Here is a 13,868-nt window from a genome sequence, read left to right on the forward strand (position 1 = left end):
AAAAATTGCACACGCCCGGCTGTGCCGGGCGTTTTCATTTCAAGGGCTTACACATGAATCCTGATATTCCTCTGCAACTTCTGGGCGGCATCAGTGCACGCGTTTTTCTGCGTGACTACTGGCAGAAAAAACCGCTGCTGATCCGCCAGGCTCTGCCGGACTTTCAAAGCCCAATCGATGCGGACGAGCTGGCTGGCCTTGCTCTAGAGGAAGAAGTCGAGTCCCGTCTGGTCCTCGAACACGGCGAGCGTCCCTGGGAGCTGCGTCGCGGCCCCTTTGCGGAGGATGAATTCAGCAAGCTGCCCGAACGCGACTGGACCCTGCTGGTGCAGGCTGTGGACCAGTTCGTTCCGGAAGTCAGTGAACTGCTGGAAAACTTCCGCTTCCTGCCAAGCTGGCGCATTGACGATGTAATGATCAGCTACGCCGCCCCAGGTGGCAGCGTCGGCCCGCATTTCGATAACTATGACGTGTTCCTGCTTCAGGGCCACGGCAAGCGTCACTGGCAGATCGGCCAGATGTGCGATGCAGAAAGCCCGCTGCTGCAGCATGCCGACCTGCGCATCCTTGCCGAATTCGAAAAAACCGAAGAGTGGACGCTGGAACCGGGCGACATGCTTTACCTGCCGCCACGCCTGGCTCACTGCGGCGTCGCCGTCGACGACTGCCTGACCTACTCGGTCGGTTTCCGCGCGCCAAGCGCTGCCGAGGTCCTGACTCACTTCACCGACTTCCTCAGCCAGTTCATCCCGGATGAAGAACGCTATACCGACGCTGACGCGCAACCGGTCAGCGATCCGCATCAGATCCAGCACGACGCGCTGGACCGTCTCAAAGCGCTGCTGACCGAGCACATGAGTGACGAGCGCCTGCTGCTGACCTGGTTCGGCCAGTTCATGACCGAACCGCGCTACCCTGAACTGGTGACCGGTCCGGAACTGGAGGAAGACGACCTGCTCGACAGTCTCGAACAGGGCGCAGTGCTGATTCGCAACCCGAGCGCAAGACTGGCCTGGTCTGAAGTCGACGACGATCTGCTACTGTTTGCCAGTGGTCAGAGCCGTCTGTTGCCGGGCAGTCTGCGCGAATTGCTTAAACTGATCTGTGCTGCCGACGCATTGCACAGTGAAAACCTCGGCCAATGGTTGGCCGATGACGATGGACGCAATCTGCTTTGCGAACTCGTAAAACAAGGAAGTCTGGGATTTGCCGATGAATAAAGTCACCGTAGCTGTCGCACAATGGCAGAAAAACAACGCCGACATCCGGCGCATACGCGATTCGGTATTCATCGCCGAGCAATCGGTGCCACCGGAGCTGGAGTGGGACGCTGAAGATGCGACTGCCGTGCATTTTCTCGCCTATGAAGGGGAATACGCAGTAGGCACCGCTCGCCTGCTGCCCGATGGTGAAATCGGTCGGCTGTCGGTTCTCAAGGACTGGCGCGGCATGAAAGTCGGTGAAGCGTTGCTCGGTGCGGTGATCCACGAGGCCGAACAACGTGGACTGGAGCCGCTGAAGCTCAGCGCTCAAGTGCAGGCCGTCGAGTTTTACCAGCGCTTCGGGTTTGCCGTGGTCAGTGACGAGTTTCTCGAAGCCGGTTTACCGCACGTCGAGATGCGCCGCGAGACACCTGAAACCTGATTATGTAGGCGCGTTTCAAAGCACTACATGATGATCGCCCTGCCCTTTTTCGCTAGACACTTTTCAGGTCGAGACGAAAAATGCCAGGGCGTTTTTGTGGCGGCCCATTCAGCTTGCCCGACTATAGCCGATACACTGGCAAACTCATGCTTTACGCGCTTATCGCGGAGAATGATCATGCCAGTCCGTAACCTGCTTAACGTGGTAATCACCTCAGTGCTGATCGCATTCAGCACTCAGGCCCTTTCAGCGACCGAAGTTGTTCCTCTCAATTACCGCACCAGTGCCGATCTACTACCCGTAGCTAAATCCTTTCTAGGCACCGAAGGCTCCGTCAGCGCTTATGGCAATCAACTGATTGTCAATGCAGAGTCGCGCAAGATAGAAGAGCTTCGCAGCCTTATCGCGCAACTCGATACCGCGCCTAAACGCCTGCTGATCAGCGTCGACACCAGCGAAAACGCGGCGCGCAACAGCAGTGGCTCACGCGTCATAGAATACGGCACCACCAGCCGTGAGGGCGGCGTGCAGCAAGTGCAGACCAGCGAAGGTACACCAGCACTTATCCAGATCGGCCAGAGCGTTCCGCTGACCTCCTCGTCCACGGATTCCTATGGCTACTCCCAAAGCAATACTGAATATCGCAATGTAACCCAGGGCTTTTACGTCACTGCCAGTGTGACCGGCGATACCGTTCACCTGAGCATCAGCACCAACCATGACCGCATGAGTCAGGAGCGCGCTGATGCCATAAAAGTGCAAAGTACCGATAGCCAGGTCAGCGGCCGGCTCGGAGAATGGATCACGCTGGCGAGCAATAGCGATCAATCGGTTGCCGATCAGCGTGGCCTTGCACAACGCTATTCAACCCAGGGTCGTGAAGACATGATTTTGCGCGTAAAGGTCGAAACCCTCGAATAGCCTGCGCTGGCGCGAAACCCAGCACCTACGGGCCTTTTAGTGACTCACCAGTCTGATTACGCAATTATGTAGTGAGATTTAAAAAGCACTACAAATCGTTTGACGACCCCGATACCCCGAGGCATGATTGCCTCGCTCCCGCTGATCGGAGGCTGCGCAAAAAGCCTTTGATTGTCGCTCTCCGAGCAGCGAGCAGCCATCTACAGTGCCTTCGATAAACGAGGCGTTTTGGCGGAGCAGGACTTCTAATCAAGACCTACTTCTCGGGGTTTACAAAATGGCACTGACACGCGAACAACAAATAGCCGCTCTCGAAAAAGACTGGGCCGAAAATCCGCGCTGGAAAAACGTGACCCGTACTTACTCCGCAGCCGATGTGGTCCGCTTGCGTGGCTCGGTTCAACCCGAACACACCTTTGCACGGCTGGGCGCTGACAAACTGTGGAATCTGGTGACCCAAGGCGCCAGGCCGTCTTTCCGGCCAGACAAGGACTTCGTCAACTGCATGGGCGCTCTGACCGGCGGTCAGGCCGTGCAGCAGGTCAAGGCCGGTATTCAGGCCATCTACCTTTCCGGCTGGCAGGTTGCTGCCGACAACAACTCTGCCGAATCGATGTACCCGGATCAGTCGCTGTACCCGGTCGACTCGGTGCCAACCGTGGTCAAACGCATCAACAATTCGTTCCGCCGCGCCGATCAGATCCAGTGGAAAGCCGGCAAGGCTCCGGGTGACGAAGGTTATATCGACTATTTCGCGCCCATCGTGGCCGACGCAGAGGCCGGATTCGGCGGCGTGCTCAATGCGTACGAGCTGATGAAAAGCATGATCGAGGCGGGGGCCGCGGGGGTGCATTTTGAAGATCAGTTGGCATCGGTGAAGAAATGCGGCCACATGGGCGGCAAAGTACTTGTCCCGACTCAGGAAGCGGTCCAGAAACTGGTTGCTGCGCGCCTGGCCGCCGACGTGGCCGGTGTGCCGACGATCATTCTGGCCCGCACCGACGCCAACGCTGCCGACCTGCTGACTTCCGATTGCGACCCCTATGACAAGCCGTTCGTGACAGGCGAACGGACTCATGAGGGCTTCTACAAAGTACGTGCCGGTCTGGATCAGGCAATCTCCCGCGGCCTCGCCTACGCGCCTTATGCCGACCTGATCTGGTGTGAAACCGCCAAGCCGGATCTGGACGAGGCACGCCGCTTCGCCGAAGCAATCAAGAAGGAGTACCCGGACCAATTGCTTTCCTACAACTGCTCGCCGTCCTTCAACTGGAAGAAAAACCTCGACGACGCAACCATCGCCAAGTTTCAGCGCGAGCTTTCGGCCATGGGCTACAAGCACCAGTTCATCACCCTGGCGGGCATTCACAACATGTGGCACAGCATGTTTAACCTGGCGCACGACTACGCCCGCAACGATATGACTGCCTACGTGAAGCTACAGGAACAGGAATTCGCCGATGCTGCCAAGGGCTATACCTTCGTGGCCCACCAGCAGGAAGTGGGCACGGGGTATTTCGATGACATGACCACCGTGATTCAGGGCGGCGTATCGTCGGTAACCGCACTGACCGGCTCGACGGAAGAAGAGCAATTTCACTGAGACACCGCGCAACGCGTTGAAAACACAGACCGTCCGTAAGGGCGGTCTGTGTTTTGTATCAGATAGTGCCTGTATTGATTTCGGACAATGTGCAGCTCACGAACAGATGCTACAAAAACCGCACTTTATAAGCGGTGTCCTTCATAACTATGCTCCGAGTATCCTTTGACGAACTATGCAGGCCCATTTAAATGATATTAATTATCATTCAAATTGCCTTTCGTTCCTTTTCGTCACCGAGAAACATAATTAGCCAAAACCTTGCTGACGCCCGGCTGGCATGCCTTACAGCCCTCATGAAGGACGGCAGGCGATTAATTTCGTAAATAAATTTCATGTAGAAAATTTACTTGCCAACTGTTTGCACATAAAATCAATCCGTTGACCGCACTGCGACATTTCGTCACTGCCTCGACTCTTTATCAAGCACAGAGACCTTTGCTCTCTAACAAGGACTGACAGCATGCCCGAATCGACAGGTCTGATTGCCCATAACTGGGGCTTCGCCATTTTCCTTTTGGGTGTTGTCGGCCTCTGCGCCTTCATGCTCGGCCTTTCCAGCCTGCTCGGAAGCAAGGCTTGGGGCCGCAGCAAGAACGAACCTTTCGAATCCGGCATGCTGCCTACCGGCAGTGCGCGTCTGCGGCTCTCCGCAAAATTCTATCTGGTCGCGATGCTCTTCGTGATCTTTGACATTGAAGCCCTCTTTCTCTTTGCCTGGTCTGTGTCCGTCCGCGAAAGCGGCTGGACCGGATTCGTCGAAGCTCTCGTTTTCATAGCAATTCTGTTGGCAGGTCTTGTCTACCTATGGCGGGTTGGCGCTCTTGACTGGGCTCCTGAAGGTCGCCGTAATCGGCAAGCGAAGCTGAAACAATGAGGCTTTGGCGATGCAATATAATCTCACCAGGATCGACCCGGACGCTCCTAACGAGCAGTACCCCATCGGCAAACGGGAAACCGTTTCCGATCCGTTAGAAGATCAAGTCCACAAAAACATCTACATGGGCAAGCTGGAAGACGTGCTGAATGGTGCGGTCAACTGGGGACGTAAAAACTCCCTGTGGCCCTACAACTTCGGCCTGTCGTGCTGCTATGTGGAAATGACCACCGCCTTCACGGCCCCTCACGATATCGCGCGTTTCGGTGCGGAAGTGATCCGGGCGTCGCCACGACAGGCGGATTTCATGGTCATTGCCGGTACCTGCTTCATCAAGATGGCGCCGATCATCCAGCGTCTCTACGAGCAAATGCTCGAACCCAAGTGGGTCATTTCCATGGGTTCGTGTGCCAACTCCGGTGGCATGTACGACATCTACTCAGTGGTCCAGGGGGTGGACAAATTCCTTCCCGTGGATGTCTACGTGCCCGGCTGCCCGCCCCGCCCCGAAGCATTTCTGCAAGGCTTGATGCTGCTGCAGGAATCCATCGGCAAGGAGCGTCGCCCTCTTTCCTGGGTCGTTGGCGATCAAGGCGTATACCGCGCCGAGATGCCGTCGCAAAAGGAACAGCGCCGCGAACAGCGTATTCAGGTGACCAACCTGCGCAGCCCCGACGAAGTCTGATCCAGCCCGTTCTTCTTATAAAAAAGACAGGAACCGGGGTTGATTCTGTACGTTGACCGAAGTGATTGAGACCTATGACTGCAGACAACGCTCTGTACATCCCGCCTTACAAGGCTGACGACCAAGACGTCGTCGTTGAACTGAACACCCGTTTTGGCGCCGAGGCGTTCACTGCCCAGCCAACCCGCACCGGCATGCCGGTGCTGTGGGTCGAGCGCGCCCGGCTGTTTGAAATTCTGACGTTCCTGCGCAACGTTCCCAAACCCTACTCCATGCTCTATGACCTGCATGGCGTGGACGAGCGTCTGCGTACCAACCGTCGCGGCCTGCCCGGTGCAGACTTCACCGTGTTCTATCACCTGCTGTCGATCGAGCGAAACAGCGACGTGATGATCAAGGTAGCGCTGTCTGAAAGCGACCTGAGTGTGCCAACCATCACCAGTATCTGGCCAAATGCCAACTGGTATGAGCGCGAAGTCTGGGACATGTTCGGAATCGACTTTCCGGGACACCCGCATCTAAGCCGCATCATGATGCCGCCAACCTGGGAAGGTCACCCGCTGCGCAAGGACTTCCCTGCCCGCGCGACGGAGTTTGACCCCTACAGCCTGACCCTCGCCAAACAGCAACTGGAAGAGGAAGCTGCACGTTTCCGTCCGGAAGACTGGGGCATGAAACGTTCTGGCGCGAACGAGGACTACATGTTCCTCAACCTGGGGCCGAACCACCCTTCCGCTCACGGTGCGTTCCGTATCATTCTGCAGCTGGATGGCGAAGAAATCGTCGACTGTGTTCCGGACATCGGCTACCACCACCGTGGTGCAGAAAAGATGGCCGAGCGCCAGTCCTGGCACAGCTTCATCCCGTACACCGACCGCATCGATTATCTCGGCGGGGTGATGAACAACCTGCCTTACGTACTCTCTGTCGAAAAACTGGCAGGCATCAAGGTACCGGAAAAGGTCGACGTCATCCGCATCATGATGGCCGAGTTCTTCCGTATCACCAGCCACCTGTTGTTCCTGGGTACCTACATCCAGGACGTGGGTGCCATGACGCCGGTGTTCTTCACGTTCACCGACCGCCAGAAAGCCTACACTGTGATCGAAGCCATTACCGGTTTCCGTCTGCATCCGGCCTGGTATCGTATCGGCGGGGTCGCCCACGACCTGCCTCGTGGCTGGGAAAAACTGGTCAAGGACTTCGTCGACTGGTTGCCCAAGCGCCTTGACGAATACACCAAGGCTGCCCTGCAGAACAGTATCCTCAAGGGTCGTACCGTGGGCGTTGCCGCCTACAACACCAAAGAGGCCCTGGAATGGGGCGTCACCGGTGCAGGCCTGCGCTCCACCGGCTGCGATTTCGACTTGCGCAAGGCACGCCCTTACTCCGGCTACGAGAACTTCGAGTTTGAAGTACCGCTGGCCGCGAACGGCGATGCCTACGACCGCTGCATGGTCCGCGTAGAAGAGATGCGCCAGAGCATCAAGATCATCGATCAGTGCATGCGCAACATGCCGGAAGGCCCGTACAAAGCGGATCATCCGCTGACCACGCCGCCACCGAAAGAGCGCACCCTGCAGCACATCGAAACCCTGATCACGCACTTCCTGCAGGTTTCGTGGGGCCCGGTCATGCCGGCCAACGAGTCCTTCCAGATGATCGAAGCGACCAAGGGTATCAACAGCTATTACCTGACGAGCGACGGCGGCACCATGAGCTACCGTACCCGGATCCGCACCCCGAGTTACCCGCACCTGCAGCAGATCCCTTCGGTGATCAAAGGCAGCATGGTCGCGGACTTGATCGCGTACCTGGGTAGTATCGATTTCGTTATGGCCGACGTGGACCGCTAAGCATGAATAGCCCGCTAATCCAGACTGACCGTTTCGCCCTGAGCGAAACCGAGCGCTCGGCCATCGAGCACGAGATGCATCACTACGAAGACCCGCGCGCGGCGTCCATCGAGGCTCTGAAGATCGTTCAGAAAGAGCGTGGCTGGGTGCCAGATGGCGCCATCTACGCAATCGGCGATTTGCTGGGCATCCCCGCCAGCGACGTCGAAGGTGTTGCCACCTTTTACAGCCAGATCTTCCGCCAGCCGGTCGGACGCCACATCATTCGCGTCTGCAACAGCATGGTGTGCTTCATCGGCGGCCACGAAAACGTGGTCGACGAGATCAAGAGCTCACTGGGCATCGGCCTGGGTCAGACCACCGCTGACGGTCGCTTCACCTTGCTGCCGGTCTGCTGCCTCGGCAACTGTGACAAGGCGCCGGCCGTGATGGTCGACGACGACACTTTCGGCGATGTACAGCCTGCTGGCGTTGCCAAGATGCTGGAGGGTTACCTATGACCATCACTTCCTTCGGCCCTGCCAATCGCATTGCGCGCACGGCAGAAACCCATCCGCTGACCTGGCGTCTGCGCGACGACGGCGAGCCGGTCTGGCTCGACGAGTATCAGGCCAAAGACGGTTATGCAGCAGCGCGCAAGGCGCTGACGCAACAGTCGCCTGACGATATCGTCCAGTCGGTCAAGGACTCGGGCCTCAAGGGCCGCGGTGGCGCAGGCTTCCCCACCGGTGTGAAATGGGGCCTGATGCCCAAAGACGAATCCATGAACATCCGCTACCTGCTGTGCAACGCGGACGAGATGGAGCCCAACACCTGGAAAGACCGCATGCTGATGGAGCAACTGCCCCATCTGCTGGTCGAGGGCATGCTGATCAGTGCGCGTGCGCTGAAAGCCTATCGTGGCTATATCTTCCTGCGTGGCGAATACGTAACGGCCGCGAAGCACTTGAACCGCGCCGTGGCCGAAGCGAAGGCTGCCGGTCTGCTGGGCAAGAACATCCTCGGCACCGGCTTCGACTTCGAATTGTTCGTACACACCGGTGCCGGTCGTTACATCTGCGGTGAAGAAACCGCGCTGATCAACTCGCTGGAAGGCCGCCGCGCCAACCCGCGCTCCAAGCCGCCCTTCCCTGCTGCCGTAGGCGTCTGGGGCAAGCCGACCTGTGTAAACAACGTCGAAACCCTGTGCAACGTCCCCGCCATCGTCAACAACGGCAACGACTGGTACAAGTCGCTGGCCCGCGAAGGCAGTGAGGACCACGGCACCAAACTGATGGGTTTCTCCGGCAAGGTCAAAAACCCCGGTTTGTGGGAACTACCCTTCGGCGTACAAGCTCGCGAACTTTTCGAAGACTACGCCGGCGGCATGCGTGATGGCTTCAAGCTCAAGTGCTGGCAACCCGGTGGCGCCGGTACCGGATTCCTGCTCCCGGAGCATCTGGACGCCCAGATGTACGCAGGTGGTATTGCCAAGGTCGGCACCCGGATGGGCACCGGTCTGGCGATGGCCGTCGACGATTCGGTCAACATGGTCTCGCTGCTGCGCAACATGGAAGAGTTCTTCGCTCAGGAGTCCTGCGGTTTCTGCACCCCATGCCGCGACGGTTTGCCATGGAGCGTGAAAATGCTTCGCGCCATCGAGAAGGGTCAGGGGCAGCCGGGGGATATCGAAACCCTGCTGGGTCTGGTCAATTTCCTCGGCCCAGGCAAGACCTTCTGCGCTCATGCACCGGGCGCTGTTGAACCGTTGGGCAGCGCGATCAAGTATTTCCGTTCGGAGTTCGAAGCCGGTATTGCGCCAGCCAGCGCAACCACGCTCGTCCCGGGCAAAAGTCCGACCGTGGTCGGCGCATAACAAGACACAACGGCCGGCGGCTGTTCGGGCTGCCGTCCTCGTACCTGCTGACGCCCTCCGGGCTGAACGATACGGGTACTACCGAGATTCCATTAGCCACGCCCGCTGACAACGGGCCAACGAAGACCTTTGAACCATGGCTACTATTCACGTAGACGGCAAAGCGCTCGAAGTCGATGGTGCAGACAACCTGTTACAGGCATGTCTGTCGCTGGGCCTCGATATCCCTTATTTCTGCTGGCACCCTGCCCTTGGCAGCGTTGGCGCCTGTCGCCAGTGCGCGGTCAAGCAGTACACGGACGAGAACGACACACGCGGTCGTATCGTCATGTCCTGCATGACGCCAGCCACCGACAACACCTGGATCTCCATCGAAGACGATGAGTCCAAGGCCTTCCGGGCCAGTGTCGTCGAATGGCTGATGACCAACCACCCGCATGACTGCCCGGTCTGCGAGGAAGGTGGTCACTGCCACCTGCAGGACATGACAGTGATGACCGGCCACAACGAGCGCCGTTATCGCTTCACCAAGCGTACCCACCAGAATCAGGAGCTGGGGCCGTTCATCGCGCATGAGATGAACCGCTGCATCGCCTGTTATCGGTGCGTACGCTTCTATAAAGACTACGCAGGCGGCACTGACCTGGGCGTTTACGGCGCTCATGACAATGTTTACTTCGGTCGCGTTGAAGACGGAACGCTGGAAAGCGAGTTCTCCGGCAACCTCACCGAGGTCTGTCCGACCGGTGTGTTCACCGACAAAACCCACTCCGAGCGCTACAACCGCAAGTGGGACATGCAGTTCTCGCCAAGCATCTGCCACGGTTGCTCCAGCGGCTGCAACATTAGCCCGGGTGAGCGTTACGGTGAATTGCGCCGTATCGAAAACCGCTACAACGGCTCGGTCAACCAGTACTTTCTCTGCGACCGCGGCCGTTTCGGCTACGGCTACGTCAACCGCACAGACCGTCCACGTCAGCCACTGCTCGCTGAAGGCCAGGTCAAACTGAGCCTTGACGAAGCACTGGACAAGGCAGCGGATCTGTTGCGCGGCCGCAACATCGTTGGTATTGGCTCACCTCGCGCCAGCCTTGAAAGTAACTACGCACTGCGCGAGCTGGTCGGAGCCGAGCATTTCTACAGCGGTATCGAAGCCGGTGAGCTGGAGCGTATCAGGCTGATCCTCAAGGTCCTGAACGACAGTCCGCTGCCGATCCCGACCCTGCGTGACATCGAAGATCACGATGCCATTTTCGTGCTCGGCGAAGACTTGACCCAGACGGCGGCACGTATGGCCCTGGGCTTGCGCCAAGCCGTCAAAGGCAAGGCTGAAGACATGGCTGCGGCGATGAAAGTCCAGCCGTGGCTCGACGCTGCCGTGAAGAACATTGGCCAGCACGAACTTAACCCGCTGTTCATTGCCAGCCTCGCCGAGACTCGTCTCGACGATATCGCAGAAGAATGCGTGCACGCTGCACCTGACGACCTGGCTCGCATCGGTTTCGCCGTTGCCCATGCACTGGACGCCAGCGCCCCGGCCGTAGAAGGTCTGGACAGCGAGGCGCTGGAACTGGCGCAACGTATTGCCGATGCCCTGCTCGCGGCCAAACGTCCGCTGATCATTTCCGGCAGCTCGCTGGGTTCGACAGCGCTGATCGAGGCGGCGGCAAACATTGCCAAGGCCTTGAAGCTGCGTGACAAGCAAGGCTCCATCAGCCTGATCGTGCCGGAAGCCAACAGCATGGGTCTGGCGATGTTTGGTGGCGATTCTGTCGATGCCGCTCTGCAAGCGGTGATTTCCGGCCAGGCCGACGCCATCGTGGTACTGGAAAACGATCTGTATCGCCGTGTAGACGCCAAAATTGTCGACGCTGCGCTGAGCGCTGCGAAAGTCGTGATCGTCGCCGACCACCAGAAAACCCCGACCAGTGATCGTGCGCATCTGGTTCTGCCCGCTGCCAGCTTCGCTGAAGGCGACGGCACGCTGGTCAGCCAGGAAGGCCGCGCCCAGCGCTTCTTTCAGGTATTCGATCCGACCTACCTGGATGCCAGCATTCTGGTTCACGAAGGCTGGCGCTGGCTGCATGCCCTGCGCGCCACCTTGTTGAACAAGCCGGTCGACTGGACGCAACTCGATCACGTCACCGAAGCCTGCGCCGGCAGCACGCCGCAACTGGCGGGTATCGTCAATGCGGCGCCGTCTGCATCGTTCCGGATCAAGGGCCTTAAACTGGCTCGTGAACCGCTGCGTTATAGCGGCCGTACCGCGATGCGAGCCAACATCAGCGTGCATGAGCCGCGCACCTCGCAAGACATCGACACAGCGTTCTCCTTCTCCATGGAAGGCTATTCGGGCTCGGCCGAGCCTCGTCAGCAGGTGCCATTCGCCTGGTCGCCGGGCTGGAACTCACCGCAGGCCTGGAACAAGTTCCAGGACGAAGTCGGTGGTCACTTGCGCGCTGGCGACCCGGGCACACGCCTGATCGAAAGCCAGGGCGACGGTCTTTCATGGTTCTCCAGCGTTCCACGCGCGTTCTCTCCAGAGCGCGGCACCTGGAAAGTCGTACCGTTCTTCCACCTGTTTGGCAGCGACGAAACCTCGTCTCTGGCCGCTCCGGTTCAGGAACGTATCCCGCAGGCTTATGTGGCGCTGGCCAAATCCGAAGCCGATCGTCTCGGCGTCAACGACGGTGCCCTGCTCTCCTTGAGCATCGGCGGTGAAACGCTGACCTTGCCGTTGCGCATCAGCGAAGAACTGGGCGCGGGCCTTGTGGCATTGCCGGCAGGACTGCCTGGCATTCCGCCAGCACTCTTCGGCAAATCCGTTGACGGTCTGCAGGAGGCAGCGCAATGACCTGGTTTACCCCTGATGTGATCGACGCAATCATTGCAGTGGTCAAGGCCATCGTGGTGTTGCTGGCGGTCGTGGTTTGTGGTGCCCTGCTGAGCTTCATCGAACGTCGTCTGCTGGGTTGGTGGCAGGACCGTTATGGTCCGAACCGTGTGGGTCCGTTCGGCATGTTCCAGATCGCAGCCGACATGCTGAAGATGTTCTTCAAGGAAGACTGGACCCCACCGTTCGCCGACAAGGTGATCTTCACCCTGGCGCCGGTGGTTGCCATGAGCGCCCTGCTGATCGCCTTTGCGGTCATCCCGATCACCCCGACCTGGGGCGTCGCGGATCTGAACATCGGCCTGTTGTTCTTCTTCGCCATGGCCGGTCTGTCGGTGTATGCGGTGCTGTTCGCCGGCTGGTCGAGCAACAACAAGTTCGCCCTGCTGGGCAGCCTGCGTGCTTCGGCACAAACCGTGTCCTACGAAGTGTTCATGGGTCTTGCGCTGATGGGCATCGTGGTTCAGGTCGGCTCGTTCAATATGCGCGACATTGTTGAATATCAGGCGCAGAACCTGTGGTTCATCATTCCGCAGTTCTTCGGCTTCTGTACGTTCTTCATCGCTGGCGTCGCGGTCACTCACCGCCACCCGTTCGACCAACCGGAAGCCGAGCAGGAACTGGCTGACGGCTACCACATTGAATATGCCGGCATGAAATGGGGCATGTTCTTCGTGGGCGAATACATCGGGATCATATTGATCTCGGCGCTGCTGGTCACGCTGTTCTTCGGTGGCTGGCACGGCCCGTTCGACATTCTGCCATCGCTGGCATTCTTCTGGTTCGCCTTGAAAACCGCGTTCTTCATCATGCTGTTCATCTTGCTGCGCGCTTCCATCCCGCGCCCGCGTTATGACCAGGTCATGGATTTCAGCTGGAAGTTCTGTCTGCCGCTGACCCTGATCAATTTGCTGGTGACTGCTGCGATTGTGTTGTTGAACACACCGGCAGGCTCGGTTCAGTGAGGATTTGACCCATGTTCAAATATATTGGTGACATCGTTAAGGGTACAGGTACCCAGTTGCGCAGCCTGGTCATGGTCTTCGGCCACGGCTTCCGCAAACGCGATACCCTGCAATACCCTGAAGAGCAGGTATATCTGCCGCCCCGCTACCGTGGCCGTATCGTTCTGACCCGCGACCCTGACGGCGAAGAGCGCTGCGTAGCCTGCAATCTGTGTGCAGTGGCATGCCCGGTCGGCTGTATTTCGCTGCAGAAGGCCGAGACAGAAGACGGACGCTGGTACCCGGACTTTTTCCGCATCAACTTCTCGCGCTGCATTTTCTGCGGTCTGTGTGAAGAAGCGTGTCCGACTACCGCAATCCAGCTTACGCCGGACTTCGAGATGGCTGACTTCAAGCGTCAGGATCTGGTGTACGAGAAGGAAGATCTGCTGATCTCCGGTCCCGGCAAGAACCCTGACTACAACTTCTATCGCGTTGCCGGTATGGCCATCGGCGGCAAGCCCAAGGGCTCCGCACAGAATGAAGCCGAGCCGATCAACGTCAAGAGCTTGCTGCCTTAAGGAAGTAAA

The 13,868-nt window shown here is 58.5% G+C and carries 12 protein-coding genes; all 12 read left to right on the forward strand.

Going from position 1 to position 13,868, the window contains the following annotated elements:
* Positions 1-53 precede the first annotated feature (53 nt).
* The 12 genes from AO068_RS05015 to nuoI all read left to right on the forward strand — a co-directional run bounded on the left by AO068_RS05015 (position 54) and on the right by nuoI (position 13,859).
* Positions 54-1,220, forward strand: a complete 1,167-nt coding sequence (locus AO068_RS05015) for a ribosomal protein uL16 3-hydroxylase (protein ID WP_002554007.1) — start codon at positions 54-56, stop codon at positions 1,218-1,220.
* Positions 1,213-1,644, forward strand: coding sequence for a GNAT family N-acetyltransferase (locus AO068_RS05020; RefSeq protein ID WP_002554008.1), 432 nt, complete (start codon positions 1,213-1,215; stop codon positions 1,642-1,644). The genes AO068_RS05015 and AO068_RS05020 overlap by 8 nt, the downstream gene beginning before the upstream one ends.
* A 177-nt stretch (positions 1,645-1,821) precedes the next feature.
* Positions 1,822-2,565, forward strand: a complete 744-nt coding sequence (locus AO068_RS05025) for a secretin N-terminal domain-containing protein (protein WP_058400446.1) — start codon at positions 1,822-1,824, stop codon at positions 2,563-2,565.
* Positions 2,566-2,842: 277 nt separating this feature from the next.
* Positions 2,843-4,168 carry an isocitrate lyase gene (gene aceA, locus AO068_RS05030; protein WP_005731868.1) on the forward strand — a complete coding sequence of 442 codons (1,326 nt, stop codon included), beginning with the start codon at positions 2,843-2,845 and terminating at the stop codon, positions 4,166-4,168.
* 463 nt (positions 4,169-4,631) lie between these two features.
* The gene (locus AO068_RS05035; protein ID WP_002554011.1) at positions 4,632-5,045 is read left to right on the forward strand and encodes an NADH-quinone oxidoreductase subunit A; all 414 of its coding nucleotides are present in this window, start codon (positions 4,632-4,634) and stop codon (positions 5,043-5,045) included.
* Between the two features lie 10 nt (positions 5,046-5,055).
* Positions 5,056-5,730: a NuoB/complex I 20 kDa subunit family protein gene (locus tag AO068_RS05040; protein ID WP_002554012.1), complete on the forward strand. Its 675-nt coding sequence runs from the start codon at positions 5,056-5,058 to the stop codon at positions 5,728-5,730.
* Positions 5,731-5,804: 74 nt separating this feature from the next.
* The gene (gene nuoC, locus AO068_RS05045; RefSeq protein ID WP_058400392.1) at positions 5,805-7,586 is read left to right on the forward strand and encodes an NADH-quinone oxidoreductase subunit C/D; all 1,782 of its coding nucleotides are present in this window, start codon (positions 5,805-5,807) and stop codon (positions 7,584-7,586) included.
* A 2-nt stretch (positions 7,587-7,588) separates the two neighbouring features.
* Positions 7,589-8,086, forward strand: coding sequence for an NADH-quinone oxidoreductase subunit NuoE (nuoE, locus tag AO068_RS05050; RefSeq protein WP_002554014.1), 498 nt, complete (start codon positions 7,589-7,591; stop codon positions 8,084-8,086).
* A complete protein-coding gene (nuoF, locus tag AO068_RS05055; RefSeq protein ID WP_002554015.1) occupies positions 8,083-9,441 on the forward strand; it encodes an NADH-quinone oxidoreductase subunit NuoF in 1,359 nt (452 codons plus the stop codon). The genes nuoE and nuoF overlap by 4 nt, the downstream gene beginning before the upstream one ends.
* Positions 9,442-9,577: 136 nt before the next feature.
* Positions 9,578-12,295, forward strand: coding sequence for an NADH-quinone oxidoreductase subunit NuoG (gene nuoG, locus AO068_RS05060; protein ID WP_058407809.1), 2,718 nt, complete (start codon positions 9,578-9,580; stop codon positions 12,293-12,295).
* Positions 12,292-13,299: an NADH-quinone oxidoreductase subunit NuoH gene (nuoH, locus tag AO068_RS05065; RefSeq protein ID WP_003371726.1), complete on the forward strand. Its 1,008-nt coding sequence runs from the start codon at positions 12,292-12,294 to the stop codon at positions 13,297-13,299. Before nuoG ends, nuoH begins: the two co-directional genes overlap by 4 nt.
* 11 nt (positions 13,300-13,310) lie before the next feature.
* Positions 13,311-13,859 (forward strand): NADH-quinone oxidoreductase subunit NuoI, encoded by a 549-nt coding sequence (gene nuoI / locus AO068_RS05070; protein WP_002554018.1) that lies wholly within the window; start codon positions 13,311-13,313, stop codon positions 13,857-13,859.
* The last annotated feature ends 9 nt before the right edge of the window (positions 13,860-13,868 follow it).

This window comes from Pseudomonas sp. ICMP 3272, from assembly GCF_001466905.1.
Taxonomy (GTDB): Bacteria; Pseudomonadota; Gammaproteobacteria; order Pseudomonadales; family Pseudomonadaceae; genus Aquipseudomonas; species Aquipseudomonas amygdali.

Excerpts from the sequence above, each read along its gene's own strand:
- AO068_RS05015 (WP_002554007.1), top strand. The coding sequence starts at position 54 with ATGAATCCTGATATTCCTCTGCAACTTCTGGGCGGCATCAGTGCACGC.
- AO068_RS05020 (WP_002554008.1), top strand. The coding sequence starts at position 1,213 with ATGAATAAAGTCACCGTAGCTGTCGCACAATGGCAGAAAAACAACGCC.
- AO068_RS05025 (WP_058400446.1), top strand. The coding sequence starts at position 1,822 with ATGCCAGTCCGTAACCTGCTTAACGTGGTAATCACCTCAGTGCTGATC.
- aceA (WP_005731868.1), top strand. The coding sequence starts at position 2,843 with ATGGCACTGACACGCGAACAACAAATAGCCGCTCTCGAAAAAGACTGG.
- AO068_RS05035 (WP_002554011.1), top strand. The coding sequence starts at position 4,632 with ATGCCCGAATCGACAGGTCTGATTGCCCATAACTGGGGCTTCGCCATT.
- AO068_RS05040 (WP_002554012.1), top strand. The coding sequence starts at position 5,056 with ATGCAATATAATCTCACCAGGATCGACCCGGACGCTCCTAACGAGCAG.
- nuoC (WP_058400392.1), top strand. The coding sequence starts at position 5,805 with ATGACTGCAGACAACGCTCTGTACATCCCGCCTTACAAGGCTGACGAC.
- nuoE (WP_002554014.1), top strand. The coding sequence starts at position 7,589 with ATGAATAGCCCGCTAATCCAGACTGACCGTTTCGCCCTGAGCGAAACC.
- nuoF (WP_002554015.1), top strand. The coding sequence starts at position 8,083 with ATGACCATCACTTCCTTCGGCCCTGCCAATCGCATTGCGCGCACGGCA.
- nuoG (WP_058407809.1), top strand. The coding sequence starts at position 9,578 with ATGGCTACTATTCACGTAGACGGCAAAGCGCTCGAAGTCGATGGTGCA.
- nuoH (WP_003371726.1), top strand. The coding sequence starts at position 12,292 with ATGACCTGGTTTACCCCTGATGTGATCGACGCAATCATTGCAGTGGTC.
- nuoI (WP_002554018.1), top strand. The coding sequence starts at position 13,311 with ATGTTCAAATATATTGGTGACATCGTTAAGGGTACAGGTACCCAGTTG.